Raw genomic sequence first — 21889 nt, forward strand, 5'->3', positions numbered from 1 at the left:
ATGAGCACCGCCGTCTGCACCGTCATGTGCAACGAACCTGCGATCCGCGCGCCCTTCAACGGCTTCGAATCCGCATACTCCCGGCGAGTCGCCATCAAACCCGGCATCTCATGCTCCGCCAGCCGGATCTGGTGCCGACCGGACTCGGCCAGTCCCAGATCAGCGACGGCGAAATCGAGGCCATTGGCCGTTTGCAGCTTCGCGCTCATGATTTCCTTTCTTGATTTCCCTGCTCGGGCTTCATCCCTGTCACAGGCGATTTCCCTGCTCGGGTCGAGAGTCCTCCGGCGGGCGGGCCGCGATCAGCCAGCGCGGCCCGCCCGGCCGGGATCACGTGTTGAAGTACTTCGCCTCGGGGTGGTGGGCGATGATCGCGTCGGTGGACTGCTCCGGGTGCAGCTGGAACTCCTCGGAAAGCTCCACGCCGATCCGCTCGCTCTCCAGCAGCTCCACGATCTTGGCCCGGTCCTCGATCTCCGGGCAGGCGCCGTAGCCGAACGAGAAGCGGGCACCGCGGTAGCCGAGCTTGAAGAACTCGGTGACCTCGTCCGGGTCCTCCTCGGAGACCGCCCGGCCGCTGGAGAACAGCAGCTCCTGGCGCACCCGGCGGTGGAAGTACTCCGCCAACGCCTCGGTCAGCTGCACGCCCATGCCGTGGATCTCCAGGTAATCCCGGTAGGCGTCCTTCGCGAACAGCTGGTTGGCGTAGTCCGCGATCGGCTGGCCCATCGTGACCAGCTGCATCGGCAGCACGTCGACCTGCCCGGTCTGCTCGGCCTTCTCCCGCGAGCGGTAGAAGTCCGCCAGGCACAGCCGCCGGTCCCGCTGCTGGCGCGGGAAGGTGAACCGGGTGCGCTCCGGCGAGTCCGGCTCCTCCTTGTCCAGCACGATCAGCGAGTTGCCCTCGGAGACCACCGGGAAGTAGCCGTAGACCACGGCCGCGTGCTGCAGGATGCCCGCGGTGGACAGCTCGTCCACCCACGCGCGCAGCCGCGGGCGGCCCTCGGACTCGACCAGCTCCTCGTAGGTCTTGCCCTCGCCCTTCTTGGAGCCGCGCAGGCCCCACTGGCCGAAGAACGTGGCCCGCTCGTCCAGCAGCGCCAAGTAGTCGGCCGTGGGCACGCCCTTGATCACCCGGGAGCCCCAGAACGGCGGGGTCGGCACCGGGGAATCGGCGTCCACGTCGGAACGGGTGGACTCGTCGTAGAGGTCCGGGATCTCGCCTTCCTCGGCCTTGCGCTTCTCGGCGATCCGCAGCGAACGCTCGCGGCGCTCCTTGCGCTCGGCCTTCTTGGCCTGTTCCTTCTCGTCCTCCTCGGGGCTGTCGCCGCGCTTGATGGCCATCAGCCGGTCCATCAGGTTCAGGCCCTCGAAGGCGTCCTTCGCGTAGCGCACGTCGCCCTGGAAGACCTCGTCGAGGTCGTTCTCCACGAAGGAGCGGGTCAGCGCCGCGCCGCCGAGCATCACCGGGTACTTCTCGGAGATGCCCCTGGAGTTCATCTCCTCCAGGTTCTCCTTCATGATCACCGTCGACTTGACCAGCAGCCCGGACAGGCCGATCACGTCGACCTTGTGCTCGTCGGCGGCTTCCAGGATGGCGTTGACCGGCTGCTTGATGCCGATGTTGACCACGTCGTAGCCGTTGTTGGACACGATGATGTCCACCAGGTTCTTGCCGATGTCGTGCACATCGCCCTTGACGGTGGCCAGCAGCAGCTTGCCCTTGCCGCCGGTGTCGTCCTTGTCCATGTGCGGTTCGAGGTGCGCCACGGCGGTCTTCATGACCTCCGCGGACTGCAGCACGAACGGCAGCTGCATCTGCCCGGAACCGAACAGGTCACCGACGACCTTCATGCCGGCCAGCAGGTTCTCGTTGACGATCTGCAGCGGGGCCTTCTCCTGCATGGCCTCGTCCAGATCCGCTTCGAGCCCGTTGCGCTCGCCGTCCACGATGCGCTTCTCCAGCCGCTCGAACAGCGGCAGCTTCGCCAGCTCCTCGGCCCGCGAGGCACCGCTGGAGGCCGCCGTCTTGCCCTCGAACAGCGACATCAGCTTCTGCAGCGGGTCGTAGTCCTCGGTGCGGCGGTTGTAGACGAGGTCGAGCGCGACCTGCTTCTGCTCGTCCTCGATCTTGCTCATCGGCAGGATCTTGGAGGCGTTCAGGATCGCCGAGTCCAGCCCGGCTTCGCGGCACTCGTTGAGGAACACCGAGTTCAGCACCTGGCGCGCGGCCGGGTTCAGCCCGAACGAGACGTTCGACAGGCCCAGCGTCGTCTGCACGTCCGGGTGCCGCCGCTTGAGCTCGCGGATCGCCTCGATGGTCTCGATGCCGTCCTCGCGGACCTCCTCCTGGCCCGTGGTGATCGGGAAGACCAGGCAGTCGATGATGATCGAGGACTCGTCCAGGCCCCACTTGCCGGTGATGTCCGCGATCAGCCGCTCGGCGACGCGCACCTTCCAGTCCCGGGTCCGGGCCTGGCCCTCCTCGTCGATGCACAGCCCGACGATGGTGGCGCCGTGCTCGTGGACCATGTCCATGACCTTCTGGAACCGCGAGTCCGGGCCGTCGCCGTCCTCGTAGTTCACCGAGTTCACCGCGCACCGGCCGCCGAAGTGCTCCAAGCCCGCCTGGATGACGTCGGCCTCGGTGGAGTCCACCATCACCGGCAGCGTGGAGGCGGTGGCCAGCCTGCTGGCCAGTTCCCGCATGTCCTCGACGCCGTCGCGGCCCACGTAGTCCACGCACAGGTCGAGCAGGTGCGCGCCCTCGCGGGTCTGGGACTTAGCGATCTCGACGCAGTCCTCGTAGCGGCCGTCGAGCATGGCCTCGCGGAACTTCTTGGAACCGTTGGTGTTGGTGCGCTCGCCGACGTTGAGGTTGGTGGCGTCCTGCTGGAACGGCACCGCCTGGTACACCGACGACACCGACGGGATGACCTCCGGCGTGCGCGGCGCCGGGTTGAGCCCGGCTACCGCCTCGGAGACCGCGCGCACGTGCTCACCGGTGGTGCCGCAGCAGCCGCCGACCAGCCGGGTGCCGAAGTTGTTGACGAACCCGACCAGCGCCTCGGCCAGCTCGTCGGCCTGCAGCGGATACACCGCGCCGTTCGGGCCGAGCTCGGGCAGGCCCGCGTTCGGCATCACCGAGATCGGCACCTGGGCGTGCTGGGCCAGCACCCGCAGGTGCTCGCTCATCTCCGCGGGCCCGGTCGCGCAGTTCATCCCGATCATGTCGATGCCCAGCGGCTCCAGCGCGGTCAGCGCCGCGCCGATCTCCGAGCCCACCAGCATCGTGCCGGTCTGCTCCACGGTGACCTGCGCGATGATCGGCCGGTACTGGCCGGTCTTGGCCATGGCGCGCTTGGCGCCGACGATCGAGGCCTTCGTCTGCAGCAGGTCCTGGGAGGTCTCGACCAGGACCACGTCGATCCCGCCCTCGAGCAGGCCCAGCACGCTCTCCTCGTAGGCGTCGCGCAGGTCCGCGTACGGCGCGTGGCCGAGGGTGGGCAGCTTGGTGCCCGGCCCCATCGAACCGAGCACGAACCGCGGCTTGTCCGGCGTCGAGAACTCGTCGGCGGCCTCGCGGGCCAGCCGGGCGCCCTTCTCGGCCAGGTCCCGGATCCGCTCCGTGATGCCGTACTCGCCGAGGTTGGCGAGGTTCGTGCCGAACGTGTTCGATTCGATCGCGTCCGAACCCGCCTCGAGGAAACCGCGGTAGACGCTGGAAACCACGTCCGGGCGGGTCTCGTTGAGGATCTCGTTGCAGCCTTCGAGGTTCGCGAAGTCGTCCAGCGTCAGGTCGTGGGCCTGCAACGCGGTGCCCATTCCGCCGTCCGCGACGAGCACGCGCTCGGCGAGCGCGCTGAGAAACCCGCTCGGGTCCCGGCCCGAAGCGGATTCGCCGTTCGTGTTGACCCCATTCATGTCGCTGCCTCTTCCCACGCTTTCTTCGACCACGCCCGAACCCAGTGTCCTCCGCGCCCGGCGGCACCGGCGGCGTCTGCCGGTGCCGCCGGAGGACGGGGGTTCAGCGCAGCTTCGAGCCGATCTCGGTCGCGGCGGACTCGCCGTACGCCTCGGCGATGCGCGCGAGGAAAGACTCGCGCTCGACGTCGTACTCCTGCGGCCCGTCGGTCTCCAGCGACACCGTCGCCAGGGTGCAGCCGAGCTGCAGGGACCGCTCCAGGCCCAGACCGCCGGACAGGCCGGCCAGGAACCCGGCGCGCAGCGCGTCGCCGACACCGGTCGGGTCGCCCTTCTGCTTCTCCTTCGGCGGCACGACCTCCAGGGTCGGGGCCGAAGCGGATTCGACCTTCAGGCCCTTAGCGCCCAGCGAGGTCACCCAGCTGCCGACCTTGCCCAGCACCTCTTCGTGGCTCCAGCCGGTGCTCTGCAGCAGCAGGCCGTGCTCGTACTCGTTGGTGAACAGGTACTCCGCACCCTCGACGAGCTTGCGCACCGCCTCGCCGTCCATCCGGGCCAGCTGCTGGCCGGGGTCGGCGAGGAACTTGTAGCCGCGCTCCCGCGACTCCTGGGTGTGCCTGATCATCGCGTCCGGGTCGTTCGCGGAGATCACCACGAGGTCCAGCCCGCCGATGCGGTCGGCCACGGACTTCAACTCGATCTCCCGCGCCTCGGACATGGCGCCCGGGTAGAACGAGGCGATCTGGTTGAAGTCCTGGTCGGTCGTGCACAGGAACCGGGAGGTGTGCTTGGTCGCCGAGACGTGCACCGAGGCGGTGTCCACCCCGTGCCGCTCCAGCCACGACCGGTATTCCTCGAAGTCCTCACCCACGGCGCCGACCAGGTAGGGGGTCACGCCCAGCTTGCCGAGCCCGAAGGTGATGTTGGCCGCGATCCCGCCGCGGCGCACCTCCAGCTCGTCGACCAGGAACGACAGGGACACCTGCTCGAGCTGATCGGCGATCAGCTGATCGGCGATCCTGCCGGGGAAGGACATCAGGTGGTCGGTGGCGATCGAACCGGTCACCGCAATCCGCACTGCAATACTCCTTCACGGCGGTGGGCCGGCGACGTCGTCGGCCACCGACCTCTAAGTGTTCAGGGAACCTGGCCCGCACCGGGCCGCGGGGCGCGCGACGGCGCCCCGCGGCAGCCCGTGCGGACGTGCGCGATCAGAGACCGGCGGCGCTCTTGAGCGCGGCGGCGCGGTCGGTGTTCTCCCACGGCAGGTTCACGTCGCTGCGGCCGAAGTGGCCGTAGGCGGCGGTCTGCGCGTAGATCGGGCGCAGCAGGTCCAGGTCCCGGATGATCGCGGCCGGGCGGAGGTCGAAGACCTCGTTGATCGCGGCCTGGATCTTGACCGGGTCCACGTTCTCGGTGCCGAAGGTCTCCACGAACAGCCCGACCGGGGCGGCCTTGCCGATCGCGTAGGCGGTCTGCACCTCGATGCGGCTGGCCAGCCCGGCGGCCACCGCGTTCTTCGCCACCCAGCGGGTCGCGTAGGCCGCGGAGCGGTCCACCTTCGACGGGTCCTTGCCGGAGAACGCGCCGCCACCGTGGCGGGCCATGCCGCCGTAGGTGTCCACGATGATCTTGCGGCCGGTCAGGCCGCAGTCACCCATCGGGCCGCCGACCACGAACCGGCCGGTCGGGTTGATCAGCTGGCGGGTGTCGGCCGCTTCCAGCCCGACCCGGTCCAGCTCCGGACGGATGACGTGCTGATCGATGTCCTTGACGAGCTGGCTGTCCAGGTCGATGCCGTCGGCGTGCTGGGAGGACAGCACGACGGTGTCCAGCCGCACCGGCTGGTCGCCGGCGTACTCCACGGTCACCTGGGTCTTGCCGTCGGCGCGCAGGTACGGAACGGTGCCGTTCTTGCGCACGTCGGTCAGCCGGCGGGATAGCCGGTGCGCCAGCGTGATCGGCAGCGGCGCGAGCTCGTCGGTGTCGTCGCAGGCGTACCCGAACATCAGGCCCTGGTCGCCCGCACCCTGCTTGGCGATCTCGTCGATGACGCCCTCGACCCGGTTCTCGTGGGCGGTGTCCACGCCCTGGCCGATGTCCGGGGACTGCGCGTCGATGGAGACGTTCACACCGCAGGTGTTGCCGTCGAAGCCCTTGTCCGACGAGTCGTAGCCGATCTCCAGGACCGTGTCCCGCACCAGCTGCTGGAAGTCCACGTTGGCGGTGGTCGTGATCTCACCGGCGATGTGCACCTGACCGGTGGTGATCATGGTCTCGGCGGCGACGCGGGACCGGGGATCCTGCGCCAGCAGGGCGTCCAGGATGGAGTCGCTGATCGCGTCCGCCATCTTGTCCGGGTGACCCTCGGTCACCGACTCACTGGTGAACAACCTGCGGTTGATCTCACTCACGGCTCAACCTCACCTCTGTCGCTACTTTGGCGGCTTCGATCCTTGCGTACCGGCCGCTCCGATGTCATGGAGTTCCACTCCATGGCACCGGAGCAACCGTCCCCAACAGGGGTCTTATGCTGTTTTAATGATCATGCACGGGCGTGGATGATGCCCCACGCCAGGCTCCCGGCGTTACCGGAGTCGACCCAGGCGCGCAGCCCGCGCTTCATCTTCGTGCGGTACTCCTCGCTGATCCGGTCGGCCAGCTCGGACTCGCGGCTCTCCAGCACCTCCAGCACCCGGCCGTAGTGCACCGGCAGGTACTCGCTGAGGTCCTCGAATTCGAAGTTCTGCAGGCCCAGCCGGGCCAGCTCGCGGCGGTAGAAGCCGGGCGTGCCCATCGTGTCCAGGTTGAGCCGCTCCAAGATCGGCCCGAGGTCCTGCTTGCGGGCGTCGTCGGCGGCCATCGGGTCGGTGAACACGAACGAGCCGCCCTTGCTCAGCACCCGGGTGGCCTCTTCGAGAACCCGCTCGCGGTCACCGCTGTGCAGGATCGCGTCCTGCGACCACACCACGTCGAACGCGTTGTCCTGGAACGGGATGTCCTCGAACGAGCCGTCCTTGACCTCGATGAGGTGGTCGAGCCCCTCGGCGCGGTTGAACTCGACGTTGCGCCGGTTCTCCACCTCGCTGAGGTTCAGGCAGGCCACCTTGCAGCCGTAGGTCCGGGCCAAGTGCCGCGCAGCACCACCGTAACCGGCGCCGATGTCGAGCACGCGGGTCTGCGGTGTGATCTCTACCTTGCTCACCATCCGCTCGACGGTGCGCCGGGACGCGGCATCGATGTCCTCGTCCTTGGTCTGGTAGAGGCCGACGTGGATGTCGTTGCCGCCCCAGACGTTGAAGTAGAAGTTGTCCGCGTCCTCGGAGTTGTAGTAGTCGCGGGCGGTGTGCACCGCCGCCGAGTACATGTCGGACAGTTCGTCCTCGGCCCGGTAGTTCTTCTCCGCGACGTGGATGAAGAAGTCCGGGTCCTGGTCGGCGTGCGTTTCCTGGAAATCGCCGTAGGTGTCGATCCGCTGGAATCCGACCTCGCGCAGCAGCCGCCGCACGTAATTCTTCCGCAACGGGTACATGTTGAGGAAGAATTCACTCTTGTCCGGGAACGTGTACTTGAACCGGGCCAGGCCCTCGTCCACGTGATCGGGTTCCGCGGAAACGTCCTCGCCCGCGTAGTAATAGGTGTGCTTGCTGGAGAACCCGTCGTCCAGAATGGAGTCGTAGTTGCGCTGGTCGATGATCAGCACGCCGTCGTGCTTGAGCATCGCGTAGAACTCCGCCAGCGTCTTGCGCCGGTCCCGCTCGGAGAACAGGTGCGTGAACGAGTTGCCCAAGCAGATGATCGCGTCGTACGCGCCGTGCACGTCCCGGTTCAGCCATCGCCAGTCGGCGTGCACCACGCGCAGGATGTGCCCGCCGTAGGCCAGGCCGTTGCGGAACGCCTGGGCGAGCATCTGCGGGCTGCCGTCCGCGCTGACCGTCTCGAAGCCCTCTTCCAGCAGCCGCACGGAATGGAACCCGGTGCCGGTCGCCACGTCCAGCACCGATTCCACACCGCGGGCTTTGAGCTGTTCGACGAAGAACTGGCCTTCGCTCTCGTAGCGCTTCTTCCAGTCGATCAGGTCGTCCCACTTGTCGACGAATCCGCCGACGTACTCGTGCGTGTAGTGGTCGGATTCGCGCACTTCCAACGGGTTGTCGCCGAAGACCTGCTCCTCGCGGGCGACCAGCTCGGCCGTGTTGTCGACCGCACCGTTGCCGTCGCCGTGCGCCAGGTCATCCACGCTCTTGGCCATACTTCACTCCCACCACTCGCGTTGGTCATGCGCCTCTGCACCGCACTCGGGTCCGCGCGAATCCGCCCCGAGATCATCTCGCGGTCGTGCCGGGTCGCCAATCGAAATGGCGACGCCTGCGCACCGGCGCGGGCGGCCGAAAAAGTTCAGGCCGCAACACCTGCGCCAGTCCTCGCACTCAGTCAGCGCCTTTGCCGACCGGCTTCGACGCGAAATCCGTGCGTCGAGTAACCAAACTAGGCGAATGAGTTGCTGAAGCAACCGTGCAAAGCTGTGACACTGATCACATGGGTGGGATATTAGCGTGATTCAGCCGATCACCCTGGGTAAAAAAATGCGCTTTCACCTGCGCTTATTCCGGAGATTGCGGAGGCATGTCACGATCAGATAAGTGCACGGTCGCGCCGGAGTGTGTACCATCGCGTACGCAGCACTTACCATGACAACAACGAATAGCGCAACCGCGGATGCCTACAAAATTGCTCACGCTGGGCTCGCGGTGGGGATCGATTTCCCTTTTCCGCCGGTGAGATCGATCGGGGGGCCACGGATGTTACGATCCACACCGCAGCAGCGCCAGACTTTGGCGCAAGATCTTTTCAGTTGCCGCTTCCTCGCTGGTCAGGCCAGGTCGATCAGGACGATCCCGGCCACCACGACCCCGGCGAGCACCGCCCGGCCGCGGCCCATCCGCTCGCCCAGGAAGATCGCCCCGAGCAATGCGCCGAACACGATGCTGGTCTCGCGCAGCGCCGCAACCGGTCCAAGGGTTGCCCGTGTTTGCGCCCACAAAACGATCCCGTAGGCGGCCATCGAAACGAGCCCGCCCGCAATTCCGCCGCGCCAATGCCGGCGCAACCCGGACAGAAAACTCCGGCGCCGCGAGGCCCAGCCGGCCAGCGGCAACGCGGGCCCCTGCAGCAGGAACATCCAGGCCGCGTAGCCGAGCACACCGGTCCGGTGCACTCCGACGCCGTCGATGACCGTGTAAGTGGCGATCAGCAGGCCGGTGCCGAACGCGGCGAGCAGACCCGGCACAGCGGTGCGGCCGGGCATCCCGCCGACGAACACCAGGCTCAGCAACCCCGCGGAGACCACCAGCACCCCGGCCAGCTGCACCGCCGGGATGCGCTGGCCGAGCAGGACGGCGGACAGCAGTGTCACCACCCACGGCGAAGTGCCGCGGGCCAGCGGGTAGACCTGGCTGAACTCGCCCAGCCGATAACTGACCAGCAATCCGAATTGATAAAGGACGTGCACCGCGGCGGAAGCCAGCACCAGCGGCCAGGCTTCCGGTGCGGGCGGGCCGGTGAACATCACCACAACTGCGCCGACCGCGGTGTAGGTGACGCCGATCAGCGAGAACCCGATCATCCGGTCGGCCACCCCGTGCGCGAGCGCGTTCCACGTCGCGTGCAACACCGCCGCCAGGAGCACCGCCAGGGTGACCAATGTCCCCGCTTGTTGCGCTTCAGCGGCCACGTCGGTCATAGCGCCCCCAGATCGTCTCCCCCGACCCTAGATCAACTCGACGTCTTGATCAGCCGATCGACCGCTGCGTTCCGTCCGCTGGGACCACGTGCGCACGCACCCGGCCGCCCCAGGTGAACCCCTGCCGCACGGAGTCGGGCGAGGGCATCCCGAGCCATAGGCCGCCGCCGACGCCGATCACGTCGTATCGGCCTCCGACGGCGATCCCCCAGCCCGCGATCTCCATCGCGGCGCGCGTTCCGTACTCCTGGACGACTGCGAAGGCGCGGGCCCTGGCGTTGGCGACCTCCGCGGCCATGCGGCGGGCGAACTCCTCCTCTCCGCACATCGGCGGGTGTCCGGTCAGGTCCGGCACCAACAGATCCAGCGGGTCGCGCCTGGTTCCGCCCGTTCCGTCCATGGGTGACTCCTCTCTCCCGTGCCCGCGTGCCGTTCGCCGCGGTTGATCGGGAGATTAGAAGTTGACATCCAAGGCCGGGCATTCCCCGATCGTGCGATCTTGAATGTCAGGAAATTTCGCTAGGCTGCCGGCCGGATCAGCAGAAGGGGACGACGGCATGACGGGCTCATCGCCGCAGCTGCGCCGACTCGGCGCAGAACTGCGCAGGCTCCGGGAGGCGGCGGGGCTCACCCAGACCCAGGTCGGCGACGCCATCGGGCGCAGGCACACGACGATGGTCAATTGGGAGCACGGCAACACCAAGATCAGCGAAACCGATCTCGTGCGGCTGCTGGCGGAACTGCGCGCACCGGCCGAAGTGCGCAAGGGCCTGGAGCAGTTGCGGGCGGAATCCCGGCACGGCGCCGGGCAGTGGGCGGTCTACGGACTGCCGGAATGGCTGCGGCCGCTGGTCAGCTTCGAGGAGGACGCCTCCGAGATCCGCACCTTCGAACCGGTGCTGGTTCCCGGACTGCTGCAAACCGAGGACTACGCCCGCGCCATCCACGACGCGGGGCGGCACAAGGTCGCCCCGGAATTCGTCGATCGATGGGTGCAGGCGCGAATGCAACGGCAGCAACGGCTCACCGGGCCGAACCCGTTGCACCTGCACGCGATCATCGCCGAGGCGACCTTGCGGCTGGCCGTCGGCAGTCCCGAAGTGCTGGCCGATCAGCTCGATCATCTGCTGGACCAGAGCAAATCCGCCAACATCACGATCCAAGTGCTCACGGCGACCCATGACGGCTACGGCGGAATCGCGACGAACTTCACCCTACTGCACTTCGCGAACCCGGAGATCGACCCGCCGATGTGCTACTTCGACGGCCCGCTCGGCGGGCACATGATCAGCGATGCGGGCGACGTCGCGACCATGGACGGGATGTTCGGTGACTTGCGCCGGATGGCTCTTGCACCCGGCGAATCCCGCGAGATGCTGGCTCGGGTACTGCACGAGCTACGCGAGGAAAACGATCATGGTTGAGTCGCGCGACGTCCCCTGGCGCAAATCGAGCTACAGCGACGCCGGCGGCAACTGCGTGGAAGTGGCGACCCTGACCGGCGGCGGCTCGGCGGTCCGCGACAGCAAGTCCCCGGCCGCCGGAACCCTGCGCCTCACCGCCGCCGCCCACACCGCCTGGATCGCCGCCCTCAAACAGGGCCGCTTCGACGCACCCTGACCCCGAAGCCACCGAGTGAACGGCCCGCTCGTCCCAATAGTTTGGTCCAACGGTCCGTTCGCTCACGGTCCACGCACGTACGCGACCGGCTACCGCGGCAGGTCGAGCCGAGTGAACGGCCCGTTCGTCCCACTAGATTGGACGAACAGGCCGTTCACTCGTGGAGAAGCGGGTCAGGACTTCAGGGTCGGGAAGTGCTCCTCGCGGTACTCGCCGGGCGGGGCGGCGTCGGTGAGCTGTTCGGTCTCGCGGGTGCGGAGTTCGACGCGGCGGATCTTGCCGGAGATCGTCTTGGGCAGGTCGGTGAACTCCAGCCGCCGGATCCGCTTGTACGGCGCCAAGTGCTCGCGGGCGAACCGCAGGATCGCCAGCGCCGACTCCTCCCCCGGCTCCCATCCGGCGGCCAGCACGACGTACGCCTTCGGCACCGCCAGCCGGATCGGGTCCGGCGAGGGAACCACCGCGGCCTCGGCGACCGCCTCGTGCTCCAGCAGCACGCTTTCCAGCTCGAACGGTGAGATCCGGTAGTCCGACGCCTTGAACACGTCATCGGTGCGCCCGACGTAGGTGATGTAGCCCTCGGAATCCCGCGATCCGACGTCGCCGGTGTGGTAGTAGCCGCCGCGCAACACCTCGGCGTTGCGCTCGGCGTCGTCGGCGTAGCCGGTCATCAGGCCGACCGGCCGCGGGTCCAGGCGCAGGCAGATCTCGCCTTCCTCGGCTTCCCGGCCACCGGCCGGGTCCACCAGCGTGACCTCGAAGCCGGGCAGCGCGCGGCCCATCGATCCGGGTTTGAGCTCCTGGCCGGGCGTGTTGGCCACCTGCACGCTGGTCTCGGTCTGCCCGAAACCGTCCCGGATGGACACTCCCCACGAGCGGCGGACCTGCTCGATGATCTCCGGGTTGAGCGGCTCCCCGGCGCCGACGACCTTGCGCGGCGGAGTCGGCAACGCGCTCAGGTCCGCTTGGATGAGCATCCGCCACACCGTGGGCGGGGCGCAGAAGCTGGTCACTCCGCAGCGCTCGATCTCGCGCAGCAGCGCCGGAGCGTCGAAGCGGGAGTAGTTGTAGATGAACACCGTCGCTTCGGCGTTCCACGGCGCGAACACGTTGCTCCACGCGTGCTTGGCCCAGCCCGGCGAGGAGATGTTCAGGTGCACGTCCCCCGGTTCCAGCCCGATCCAGTACATAGTGGACAGATGGCCGACCGGGTAGGAAACGTGGGTGTGCTCGACGAGCTTCGGCTGCGCGGTGGTGCCGGAGGTGAAGTACAGCAGCAGCGGGTCGGCAGCGCGGGTCGGCCCGTCCGGGGTGAACGACTCGTCCGCGGCTTCGCTGTCCGAATAGGACTGCCAGCCGTCCGCGCCACCGACCGCGATGCGGGTGTAATCCCCTGGCACATCGGCGAATTTGGCGGCGTCGGCGGCCGTGGTGACCACGTGCTTGGCCCCGCCCCGATCGACCCGGTCGCGCAGGTCCGCCGCGCCGAGCAGCGTCGTCGCCGGGATGATCACCGCGCCGAGCTTCATCGCGGCCAGGATCGTCTCCCACAGCTCGACCTGGTTGCCCAGCATCAGGATCAGCTTGTCGCCGCGGGCCACGCCGAGGCCGCGCAGCCAGTTCGCGACCTGGTTGGAGCGCCGGGTCAGATCGCCGAAGGTGAGCTTGCGCTCGCCCCCGTCGGCCTCGACGATCCACAGCGCCAGGCGGTCCTCGCGCGCGGCGATGGTGTCGAACCAGTCCAGCGCCCAGTTGAACTCGGCGGGCTGCGGCCAGCGGAACTCCGCCCGCGCGGCGTCGTAGTCCTCGCGGTGGCGCAGCAGCAGGTCGCGGGCGGCCAAGAACTGCGCACCGGGATTTCCGACCTGCGGGGACTGGGCTTGCTGGGTCACGTGCGGGTCCTCCTCGATGCGGCACCGGTGCCGGGTGGTCTGCCGATCCAACTTAACCGGATACACCCGTTCAGATCCATGATGTTGCTCCGATGCGCGGCACACGGATGGTGCCGTTGACTTCCCGTGTGTTTCTGGTCATTGTTGTTGCTTGTTGTGGCTTCTGTTTCGTCCTGATTTCCCGGCTCGCGGCTAGAACCGATCCCCAGGAGGCAACGTGCACCGACGCGCGACCCGCCGGTTCCGATTCGCGGCGCTGATCGCCGCCGCCGGACTGGCTACGGTGACCGGCATGCCCGCTCAGGCGTCCCCGGCTCCCCAGTGGGAACCGCAGGAACCGCCGCTGACCACGCCGTGGACCGACCAGGTCGGCCCGGACAACGCGCTGCCCGAATACCCGCGCCCGCAGATGACACGGGAGCAGTGGCTCAACCTCAACGGCCTGTGGGAGTTCGCCGGCGCGGCCACTCCCCCCGCGGAGACCTCCGAGCAGATCCTCGTGCCGTACCCGCCGGAGTCCGGCCTGTCCGGGATCCAGCGCCACGACGACCACCTGCTCTACAAGCGCACCTTCGAGGTGCCGCCGGACTGGGCCGGGCAGCGGCTGCTGCTGCATTTCGGGGCGGTGGACCAGAAAGCCGCGGTCAGCGTGAACGGCAAGGAGGTCGCCGTGCACGAGGGCGGTTCCACCGCCTTCAGCGCCGACATCACCGATGCGGTCACCGATTCCGGACCGCAGGAGGTGACCGTCGAGGTGGAGGACCGCAACGACGCGAACCCCTACCCGGTCGGCAAGCAGCGCAACGATCCCGGCGGCATCTTCTACACCGGAGCCTCCGGCATTTGGCAGACGGTGTGGCTGGAACCGGTGCCGGACTCGCACATCACCGGCCTGAAGATCACGCCGGACCTGCCGGACGGGAGTTTCGCCGTGCGCGCGGACGGTTCCCGCGGCGGCCGGGTCGAGGCCGTGCTGAGCGAACCCGGCGGCGGCGAAGTGGCCCGCGCGAGCGGGGACGCGGGCGCGGACGTGCGGCTGCCGGTGCCGGACCCGCACCTGTGGTCGCCGGACGACCCGTACCTCTACGACCTGAAGGTGCGGCTGCTCGACGACGAAGGCAGGCCGGTCGACGAGGTCGGCAGCTACGCCGGAATGCGCTCGATCGGACTCGTCGACGACGAGCAGGGGCGCCCGCGGCTCGCGCTCAACGGCAAGATCCTGTTCCAGCACGGGCCGCTGGACCAGGGCTACTGGCCGGACGGCATTTTCACCGCGCCCACCGACGAGGCGCTGCGGTCCGACCTGGAGCAGACCAAGCAGCTCGGGTTCAACATGGTGCGCAAGCACATCAAGGTCGAACCGGCGCGCTGGTACGCGCACGCCGACAGGCTCGGACTGCTGGTGTGGCAGGACATGCCCGCGCTGGTGAACGGGCAGACCCCCGGCGAGGACGCGAAGCGCAACTACGAGGCCGAGATCCGGGACATGATCGACCAGCTCGGCAACTCGCCGTCGATCGTGACGTGGGTGCCGTTCAACGAGGGCTGGGGCGAGTTCGACACCGCCCGGATCGCCGAGCAGGTCCAGGAGCAGGACCCGACCCGGCTGGTGGACGCGGCCAGCGGGGTGAACTGCTGCGACTCGCTGCCGGACACCGGCGCTGGGCACATCTACGACGACCACACCTACGTCGGTCCGGGCGCGCCGGAGGTCACCGGCGAACGCGCCTCGGTGGACGGCGAGTACGGCGGACTCGGGCTCGTCGAGGAAGGGCACCTGTGGCCCGGCGAACCGTCGTCGTACGAGATCGTCGAGAACCGCGAGGAACTCACCCGCAGGTACCGCGAGGTGCACGACGACCTGGTGCGGATCATCGGCGAGAAGGGGATCTCGGCTTCGGTGTACACCCAGATCACCGACGTGGAGAACGAGGTGAACGGGTTCTTCACCTACGACCGCAAGATCCTCAAGCCCGACGCCGACGCGGTGCGCGAAGCCAACCGGGCGGTGATCGACGCGGGAACCCCGTGATCCCGAGCGAATTCGGTCGCACAGCGAGGAAAATCGAAAAGCCAGCGAGGAGGACGACGATGTCCGTTGGGCACGGTGCAGCCCGGGAGTTCAGCAGGCGCGCGATCGGCGGGGCGGCGATCGCGGCCGCCGGGGCGGCCGGGCTCACCGGCCTCGGTTCGACCACCGCGGCCGCGCGGGCGACCCGGGGATCCGACGGCCAGACGGCGAACGGCCGCCTGTACGAGCTGCGCTCCGGCCGCCACAGCCTGGTGGTCGGCGGAGTCGCGGCCACCGTCCTGTCCTGGCGGGTCGACGGCACCGAGATGCTGCTGACGCACGCACCCGACGACATCGGCGAAGGCTGGCAGGGCAAGACGTTGCTGCCGTGGGCCAACCGGATCGACCATGGCCGCTACACCTTCGGCGGCGAGGACTTGCAGGTTCCGATCAACGAGCCGGACCGCGAGTCGGCGCTGCACGGGCTGATGGGCTTCACCGAGTGGACTCCGGTCGAGCACCACCGGGACCGCGTGGTGCTGGAGCACCTGCTGCACCCGCACTACGGCTATCCGTTCACGATCGCCTTCCGGATCGAATTCACCTTGCAGGGCAACGGTTTCCGCAGCACGTTGAGCGCGCGGAACGCGGGCCGCACGGACGCGCCGTTCGGCACCGCGAACCACACGTACCTGGCGGCCGGCGGCGAGCGGGTCGACGACGTGGTGTTCGAGCTGCCCGCGAACACCTACTACGTCACCAACGACCGGCTGATCCCCACCGGCAAAGCCGATGTGGCGGGCTCGGAGTACGACTACCGCACCGCCCGGCCGATCGGTGCGACCGAAATGGACACCGCTTTCACCGACCTGGACCGGGATTCCGACGGCACCGCGACCGTCCGATTCGGACGGCCCGACGGCAGCGCCGTGCAGTTGTGGGCCGACCGCACGCACGGGTACCTGCAGGTCTACACCGACGATTCGCCGGAGACGGACCGTCCCGCGCGAGCCGGGCTCACCGTCGAGCCGATGACTTGCGCACCGAACGCTTTCGTCACTGGTGACGGAATGATCGTGCTGCGGCCCGGCCGGACCCACACCGGCAGCTGGGGCTACCGGCTGCTGGACTGATTCCGTTGCGCGGCAACGGGACTTTCCTGTCCCGCCGTCGGTGCCGCGATCTAGAGTGTGCGGGTGGCTGACTACATCGAGATCCCTACCGAGGCGGGCACCTTCGACGCGCTCAGCGCCGGTGCCGAGGGCGACCGGCCGGTGCTGCTGCTGCACGGCTTCCCGGAAGCCGCGATCGAATGGCGCGAGCAGCTCAACGTGCTCGGCGGCGCGGGTTGTCACGCGGTGGCGCCGGACCAGCGCGGCTATTCCCCCGGTGTCCGCCCGCAGGAGGTCTTCGAGTACCGGCAGGAGGCGCTGGTCTCCGACGTGCTCGCGATCGCGGACCGGCTGGGCTGGCAGCGGTTCGACCTCGTCGGCCACGACTGGGGCGCGGCGATCGCCTGGGCGGTCGCGGCCGCGCACCCCGATCGGATCCGCACGCTCACCGCGGTTTCGGTGCCGCACCTGGACGCCTTCGGCCGCGCGCTGCGCGAAGACGAGGACCAGCAGCGGCGTTCGGAGTACATGCAGGTCTTCCGCCGGACGGGCTCGGACAAGCTGCTGCTGGAGGACGACGCGCGTCGGCTCCGGCGGCTCTACGAGCACAAGATCCCGGAAACGCACATCGAGGAGTACGTGCAGCGGTTCTCCGAGCCGGGCGCGCTGGACGCCGCGCTGAACTGGTACCGCGCCGCGAAGTTCGCCGACCCGATCGGCCAGGTCCGGGTGCCGACGCTGTACGTGTGGAGCACCGAGGACCCCGCGCTCGGCTCGACCGCCGCGCTGGCCTGCGGCGAGCACGTGACCGGACCGTACCGGTTCGAGATGTTCGAGGAGATCTCGCACTGGGTTCCGGAAGAGGCCGCCGAAGAGCTGACCCGCGTGCTGCTGGAGCACCTCATCGCGCACCAGGACACTTGAGCGCCGATCGCGGTGCCCGGAACCGCCCGGGCACCGCGGCGCTCAGCCCTCGGCGGGGAAGCCCCCTGCGAGGAAGCCGACCGCGTCCACGCCGACCGAGTCGAACACCGGACCCTCGTGCCCACCCGGCACCACCGAGTAGACCGGCGTGTTCGGGTACAGCTGCGCCAGCTGGTCGGTGCCCTCCCGGAACACGTCGAACTCGCCGATCCAGATGCCGACCGGCACGTCACCGAGCTCGTCGACGCGGCGCAGCGGATCGGTCTCGATCCACTCCTGCTCGCTGGCGAACACGCCCTTCTCCTGCATGTGCTGCCAGGTCACCGGCAGCGCGGGGGCGATCGTGGCGACCGCGGCCAGCGGGCTTCCCGCCATGTTGCGTTCGGCCGCGTAGTTCAACGCGCCGAAACCGCCGGTGGACACGCCCCCGCAGGCGAACGGCAGCCCGTCCTGGCCGGCCAGCCCGCGCTCGCGCAGCCAGCCGGGAACTTCCTGCAGCAACATGCTCATCAGGTCGCCGTTGGCGGAGCCGTCGTTCCAGTAGGAGTTGAATCCGCCGTCCACGGCCACCAGCCCGAACGGCGGGATGTTGCCCGCGTCGAATTCGGGTTGCAGCGCGTCCAGCACGCCCCACGGGATCGGGCTCGGGTTCATCGCGTCGCGCCCGTGCAGGAACAGCGCCATCGGCAAGTCGGCGGTGTCCTGCAGGCCGTTCGGGTGCGCGATCACCAGCGAGGTGTCCGCGCCCCGGTTCTCGGAGTACACCGTCTCGACGTTGACCAGCGGCGGGCCGGAGTGCGACACGACGGGCGGCATGGGGGGACGTGGCAGCGGTTGCGGCTGCGGCGGCCTGTTCGGTTGCGGAGCGGAACAGGCCGCGACCGAACCGGCCACGATCATGCCGGCGGCCGACAGCAGGCTCCGCCGCCCAAACTTCATCTCGCGCATCCGCCCGCCTTCGATCCGTATCCCACTCAATGGAACATCTTATCGAACCGGATCGACCGGATTCCGAGCGGCGTGCCGCACGAACGGTTGCCGCGGCGGTGCGGGCGAGACGAGCATGTCCGCGGAACCTACGGGAAGGGGAACCGGCGTGAAGGGCGCGGAAGGACTGCTGAGCACGGCGCGGGCCGCGGGTGTCGATGTCTGCTTCGCCAATCCCGGCACCACGGAGATGCCGCTGGTCGAGGCGTTCGACTCGACCCCGGGGGTGCGCACGGTGCTCGGCCTGTCCGAGGGCGTGGTGACCGGCGCGGCCGACGGCTTCTCGCGGATGCGCGGAGTGCCCGCGATGACGCTGCTGCACCTCGGTCCGGGGTTCGCCAACGGCATCGCGAACCTGCACAACGCGCGCCGCGGCCGCACTCCGCTGATCAACGTGGTGGGCGAGCACGCGAGCTGGCACCAGGCGGCGGACGCGCCGCTGGCCAGCGACATCGACTCGCTGGCCCGTCCGGTGTCGGGGTGGGTGGGCCGCACCACGTCGGCCGAGTCGGCGGCCGCGGAGTTCGTCGCCGCCCGGCAGGCCGCCCTGGCCGAGCGGATGCCCGCGACGCTGATCGCCGCCGCCGACCACATGTGGAGCGAGGGCGGCGAGCAAGCGGACGTCCCGCAGGCACCTGAGCCCTCCACTGTGGACGCAGAGCGGGTGGAGGGGATGGCGAAGCTGCTCGCCGGGCAAGGACGGCCCGCGCTGCTGCTCGGCGGCGCCGCGCTCGGCGCCGAAGGGTTGCGGCTGGCCTCGCGGATCGCGGCGACCGTCGGCGGCACGGTCTTCGCCGAACGGAATCCCGCACGCATCGAGCGCGGCCCCGGCATCCCGGCCGTGCCCACGCTGCCCTACTTCCCCGAGGACAACCTGGCCGCGCTGCGGGACTGCACGCATCTGGTGCTGGTCGGCACCGGGATTCCGGTGTCGTTCTTCGGGTACCAGGACCAGCCGAGCGTTCCGGTCCCGCCCGAGACGCAGGTGCACACCCTCGCCGACACCGGTGAGGACACGCTCGCGGCGCTGCGGGCGCTGGCCGAGGCCACGGGTTCCGGTGCAGCGGAACTACCCGCGCACGAGCCCGCCGAGCTGCGCGCACCGCAGGGCGCCTTGCACGCCAAGGCGATCGCGACCGCCATCGCGCTCACCCAGCCGGAGCACTCGATCATCGTCAACGAGGGCGTGTCCTCCGCGGCCGCGTACCCGGCGGTGGCCGCGGCCGCTCCGGCGCACACCGAGCTGGACCTGCCCGGCGGGGCCATCGGCATGGGCGTGCCGCTGTCCACCGGCGCCGCGCTGGCCTGCCCGGACCGGCCGGTGATCGACTTCCAGGCGGACGGCAGCGCGTTCTACACGCTGCAAGGGCTCTGGACGCAGGCCAGGGAAGGGCTCGACGTCACCACGGTGATCTGCGCGAACTCGCGCTACCGCATCCTCGACGTCGAGCTCGGCCGCGCCGGGGTGCAGCAGCCGGGTCCGGCCGCCGACGGGATGACCAGCCTCGGCAACCCCGGCGCGGACTGGGTCTCGCTGGCAGCCGGGTTCGGCGTGCCGGGTTCCCACGCCACCACCGGCGACGAACTCCGCGCCGCGCTGCAGCGCGCCCACGCCGAGCCGGGCCCGCACCTGATCGAGGCGGTCATGACCTGAGTCGCGGCGTAGTCCGATCGCGCAGCGTGTGCCAGGCTCGCCGGATGGACCACATCGCCGGGCAGCTGTCCTCGACGATCGGGCCGCTGCGGCGGCGGCTGCTGCGGTTGACGCGTGCGGCCGCCGGGCTGCCGGAGATCCCGGATGCGAGCGTCGAGCTGATGCGGGTCGTGGACCAGCTCGGGACGCCGACCGTCGCGGAGGCCGCGGCCGCGTTGAACACTGCCGGTTCGACCGTGAGCAACCTGGTGCGCGCGCTGGTGCGGGACGGGCTGGCCACCCGCACCACCGGCGAAACCGACCGCCGGATCTCGCACATCGCGCTCACCGAGCGCGCCCGCGAGTTGCTCCAGCGCTACGACGGGGCCAGCGAACGGATCGTGGCCGCCGCCATGTCCAAAATGGACAGCGAGCAGCGGTCCAGCCTGGAGCAGGCGGCGCCGGCGTTGCGGTCGCTGCTGGAAGCGCTGCAGGAAACGGAAGCAGCGCAGTCCGAAAAGGACTGAACGGGCGCGGCCGTCACCGATCCCAGTGCTGCTCGACCCAGCGCTGCACCTGCTCCGGGTAGATGTGCCGGAACGAGCTGCGGCGCTCGCGCCCCGCGCCTTCGGCGGGCAGCAGGCAGTCGTGGACCACCTTCGTCCCGCGCTGCGCGTGCCGCTCCTCGGGGGTGTAGCAGGTCAGCAGCGGCAGGATCTCGCCGTGGCGCAGGACCCGGAAGTCCTCCGGATGGCACCGCGTGGCCAGCGCCCAGGTCAGTTCGGCCGTGTTGGACGGTTCGACGTCGGCGTCGAGCACGAAGGTGCGCGGGATCAGGTGCTCGGAGCGGAATCCGCCGATCGTCTCGGAGATCCGCCGCGTCAGCTCCGCGCTGGAGACGCCGGGCAGCTGCGCACGCCAGTCCGACCGCGCGCTGACCACCAGCACGTGCGACGCGCTCTCGAACGGCGACCACGCGGTGACCACCGGCAAGCCCGCCCGCCGCAGCAGTGCGTAGACCTCGGCGGCCATCGTCAGGCCGGTCGCGGTGTGGAACTCGTCGACCGGTTCGCCTTCGACGACGGTCGGCCAGATCGGCCGGTCGCGGTGCGTGATGGCTTCGATGGTGTAGGTGGGCTGGCGGGTCGTTTCGGCGGGGGCGTAGCCCGCGTACTCGCCCATCGGGCCTTCGTCGGCGTTGCGCTCGACGCTGACGTGCCCCTCGATGACGATCTCCGCGCCGGCCGGGACCTGCAGGTCCACCGTCTCGGCTGGGACGACCTCCATCGGCTCGCCGAACAGCGCGCCGAGGAATCCGGGCTCGTCGACGTCGTCGGGAAGCGGCATGCCGGAGATGAACGGCAACGCCGGATCACCGCCCTGCACCAGCGCGAACGGCATCGGCTCGCCCCGCTCGGCCCACATCCGCCACGCCTTCTCGATGTGCTGCGGGCGCATCACCAGACCGGTCAGGTGCTTGTCGTCGAGCATCATGATCCGGGCGATGGACCAGTTCACCCAGTCCCCTTCCGGGGAGCGCACGACGATCGTGCCCCAGGTGTTGACGTACGGGCCGCCGTCGCCTTCGTGCAGCAGCGGAGTCGGGAACTTCGCCAGGCTCGCATCCTCGCCGAGCAGCACGTGCTGCTTGCACGGCGCCGATTCCACCTGCTTCGGCGCGATCGGGTCGCGGTCCCTGGCCTGCGCCAGCTCCTGCACGATCTCGCGGGCACCCGCGTCCGGGGACATGCCCAGCGACAGCGCGATGCGGGCGAGCGGGCTGCCCGGGACCGAGCTGAGCGCACCGGGCGCGCCGAACAGCCGGAATCCCGGCTCGGTTCCGCTGATGTCGTTGAACAGCGGCGCCGGGGCGCGGGTTTCGTAGCTGCGCCGGATGAACGCGCCGATCTCCAGCCCCTGCGGCACCTCGGTGTCGACGTGGCGGACGTCGCCGAGCTGTTCCAGCGCGGCGATGTACTCCCGCGAGTCCTTGGCGCGAGCCATGATCGCTGCTACCTCCTCGCCGTCCGGCGCCACTTGTGT

At 69.2% G+C, this 21889-nt stretch carries 17 protein-coding genes; 7 read left to right on the forward strand and 10 right to left on the reverse strand.

Features of this window, described 5'->3' with window-relative positions:
- From INP57_RS07735 to INP57_RS07765, 7 genes are all read right to left on the reverse strand, one after another.
- Window positions 1-209: adenosylhomocysteinase (locus tag INP57_RS07735; RefSeq protein WP_200069420.1), on the reverse strand; the 209-nt coding region annotated here is incomplete at its 3' end.
- A gap of 121 nt (window positions 210-330) precedes the next feature.
- Window positions 331-3924, reverse strand: a complete 3594-nt coding sequence (metH, locus tag INP57_RS07740; RefSeq protein WP_200069421.1) for a methionine synthase — start codon at window positions 3922-3924, stop codon at window positions 331-333.
- Window positions 3925-4027: 103 nt separating this feature from the next.
- A complete protein-coding gene (locus tag INP57_RS07745; RefSeq protein WP_200069422.1) occupies window positions 4028-5002 on the reverse strand; it encodes a carbohydrate kinase family protein in 975 nt (324 codons plus the stop codon).
- 133 nt (window positions 5003-5135) lie between these two features.
- Entirely contained in the window at window positions 5136-6275 is a 1140-nt protein-coding gene (gene metK, locus INP57_RS07750; RefSeq protein ID WP_233627207.1) for a methionine adenosyltransferase, read from the reverse strand.
- Window positions 6276-6469: 194 nt separating this feature from the next.
- Window positions 6470-8176 (reverse strand): glycine/sarcosine N-methyltransferase, encoded by a 1707-nt coding sequence (locus tag INP57_RS07755; RefSeq protein WP_200069424.1) that lies wholly within the window; start codon window positions 8174-8176, stop codon window positions 6470-6472.
- 621 nt (window positions 8177-8797) lie between these two features.
- On the reverse strand, window positions 8798-9667 hold the full coding sequence (locus tag INP57_RS07760; protein ID WP_200069425.1) for an EamA family transporter: 870 nt from the start codon (window positions 9665-9667) through the stop codon (window positions 8798-8800).
- A 49-nt stretch (window positions 9668-9716) separates the two neighbouring features.
- A complete protein-coding gene (locus INP57_RS07765) occupies window positions 9717-10067 on the reverse strand; it encodes a hypothetical protein (RefSeq protein ID WP_200069426.1) in 351 nt (116 codons plus the stop codon).
- Window positions 10068-10224: 157 nt separating this feature from the next.
- Between INP57_RS07765 and INP57_RS07770 the strand changes: the two genes are divergently transcribed.
- Both INP57_RS07770 and INP57_RS07775 read left to right on the forward strand, forming a co-directional pair.
- Complete coding sequence (locus INP57_RS07770; protein WP_200069427.1) at window positions 10225-11091, forward strand: helix-turn-helix domain-containing protein; 867 nt, start codon at window positions 10225-10227, stop codon at window positions 11089-11091.
- Entirely contained in the window at window positions 11084-11287 is a 204-nt protein-coding gene (locus tag INP57_RS07775; protein WP_200069428.1) for a DUF397 domain-containing protein, read from the forward strand. Before INP57_RS07770 ends, INP57_RS07775 begins: the two co-directional genes overlap by 8 nt.
- Before the next feature lie 173 nt (window positions 11288-11460).
- Here the strand turns inward: INP57_RS07775 and INP57_RS07780 are convergent, their stop codons facing one another.
- The gene (locus INP57_RS07780; protein ID WP_307849957.1) at window positions 11461-13179 is read right to left on the reverse strand and encodes an AMP-binding protein; all 1719 of its coding nucleotides are present in this window, start codon (window positions 13177-13179) and stop codon (window positions 11461-11463) included.
- 292 nt (window positions 13180-13471) lie between these two features.
- On the opposite strand from INP57_RS07780, the gene INP57_RS07785 reads away from it, so the two are divergent.
- The 3 genes from INP57_RS07785 (at window position 13472) to INP57_RS07795 (ending at window position 17226) form a co-directional block, all read left to right on the forward strand.
- Complete coding sequence (locus tag INP57_RS07785) at window positions 13472-15211, forward strand: glycoside hydrolase family 2 protein (RefSeq protein ID WP_200069429.1); 1740 nt, start codon at window positions 13472-13474, stop codon at window positions 15209-15211.
- 59 nt (window positions 15212-15270) lie between these two features.
- Window positions 15271-16323, forward strand: coding sequence for an aldose 1-epimerase family protein (locus INP57_RS07790; protein ID WP_200069430.1), 1053 nt, complete (start codon window positions 15271-15273; stop codon window positions 16321-16323).
- A 63-nt stretch (window positions 16324-16386) separates the two neighbouring features.
- The gene (locus INP57_RS07795; RefSeq protein ID WP_200069431.1) at window positions 16387-17226 is read left to right on the forward strand and encodes an alpha/beta fold hydrolase; all 840 of its coding nucleotides are present in this window, start codon (window positions 16387-16389) and stop codon (window positions 17224-17226) included.
- Between the two features lie 42 nt (window positions 17227-17268).
- On the opposite strand, the gene INP57_RS07800 is transcribed toward INP57_RS07795, so the two are convergent.
- Window positions 17269-18204 carry an alpha/beta hydrolase gene (locus tag INP57_RS07800; RefSeq protein ID WP_233627173.1) on the reverse strand — a complete coding sequence of 312 codons (936 nt, stop codon included), beginning with the start codon at window positions 18202-18204 and terminating at the stop codon, window positions 17269-17271.
- A 118-nt stretch (window positions 18205-18322) separates the two neighbouring features.
- On the opposite strand from INP57_RS07800, the gene INP57_RS07805 reads away from it, so the two are divergent.
- A complete protein-coding gene (locus INP57_RS07805; RefSeq protein ID WP_200069432.1) occupies window positions 18323-19867 on the forward strand; it encodes an acetolactate synthase large subunit in 1545 nt (514 codons plus the stop codon).
- 44 nt (window positions 19868-19911) lie between these two features.
- Window positions 19912-20373 (forward strand): MarR family winged helix-turn-helix transcriptional regulator, encoded by a 462-nt coding sequence (locus INP57_RS07810; protein ID WP_200069433.1) that lies wholly within the window; start codon window positions 19912-19914, stop codon window positions 20371-20373.
- Between the two features lie 13 nt (window positions 20374-20386).
- Here the strand turns inward: INP57_RS07810 and INP57_RS07815 are convergent, their stop codons facing one another.
- A complete protein-coding gene (locus INP57_RS07815; RefSeq protein ID WP_200069434.1) occupies window positions 20387-21883 on the reverse strand; it encodes a UbiD family decarboxylase in 1497 nt (498 codons plus the stop codon).
- Window positions 21884-21889: the final 6 nt, after the last annotated feature.

This window comes from Saccharopolyspora galaxeae, assembly GCF_016526145.1.
Classification (GTDB): Bacteria; Actinomycetota; Actinomycetes; order Mycobacteriales; family Pseudonocardiaceae; genus Saccharopolyspora_C; species Saccharopolyspora_C galaxeae.

Bases quoted from the DNA above. Each gene is read 5' to 3' on its own strand.
- INP57_RS07755 (WP_200069424.1), bottom strand. From the start codon at position 8,176: ATGGCCAAGAGCGTGGATGACCTGGCGCACGGCGACGGCAACGGTGCG.
- INP57_RS07770 (WP_200069427.1), top strand. From the start codon at position 10,225: ATGACGGGCTCATCGCCGCAGCTGCGCCGACTCGGCGCAGAACTGCGC.
- metK (WP_233627207.1), bottom strand. From the start codon at position 6,275: ATGGCGGACGCGATCAGCGACTCCATCCTGGACGCCCTGCTGGCGCAG.
- INP57_RS07790 (WP_200069430.1), top strand. From the start codon at position 15,271: ATGTCCGTTGGGCACGGTGCAGCCCGGGAGTTCAGCAGGCGCGCGATC.
- metH (WP_200069421.1), bottom strand. From the start codon at position 3,924: ATGAATGGGGTCAACACGAACGGCGAATCCGCTTCGGGCCGGGACCCG.
- INP57_RS07765 (WP_200069426.1), bottom strand. From the start codon at position 10,067: ATGGACGGAACGGGCGGAACCAGGCGCGACCCGCTGGATCTGTTGGTG.
- INP57_RS07785 (WP_200069429.1), top strand. From the start codon at position 13,472: ATGCCCGCTCAGGCGTCCCCGGCTCCCCAGTGGGAACCGCAGGAACCG.
- INP57_RS07760 (WP_200069425.1), bottom strand. From the start codon at position 9,667: ATGACCGACGTGGCCGCTGAAGCGCAACAAGCGGGGACATTGGTCACC.
- INP57_RS07775 (WP_200069428.1), top strand. From the start codon at position 11,084: ATGGTTGAGTCGCGCGACGTCCCCTGGCGCAAATCGAGCTACAGCGAC.
- INP57_RS07810 (WP_200069433.1), top strand. From the start codon at position 19,912: ATGGACCACATCGCCGGGCAGCTGTCCTCGACGATCGGGCCGCTGCGG.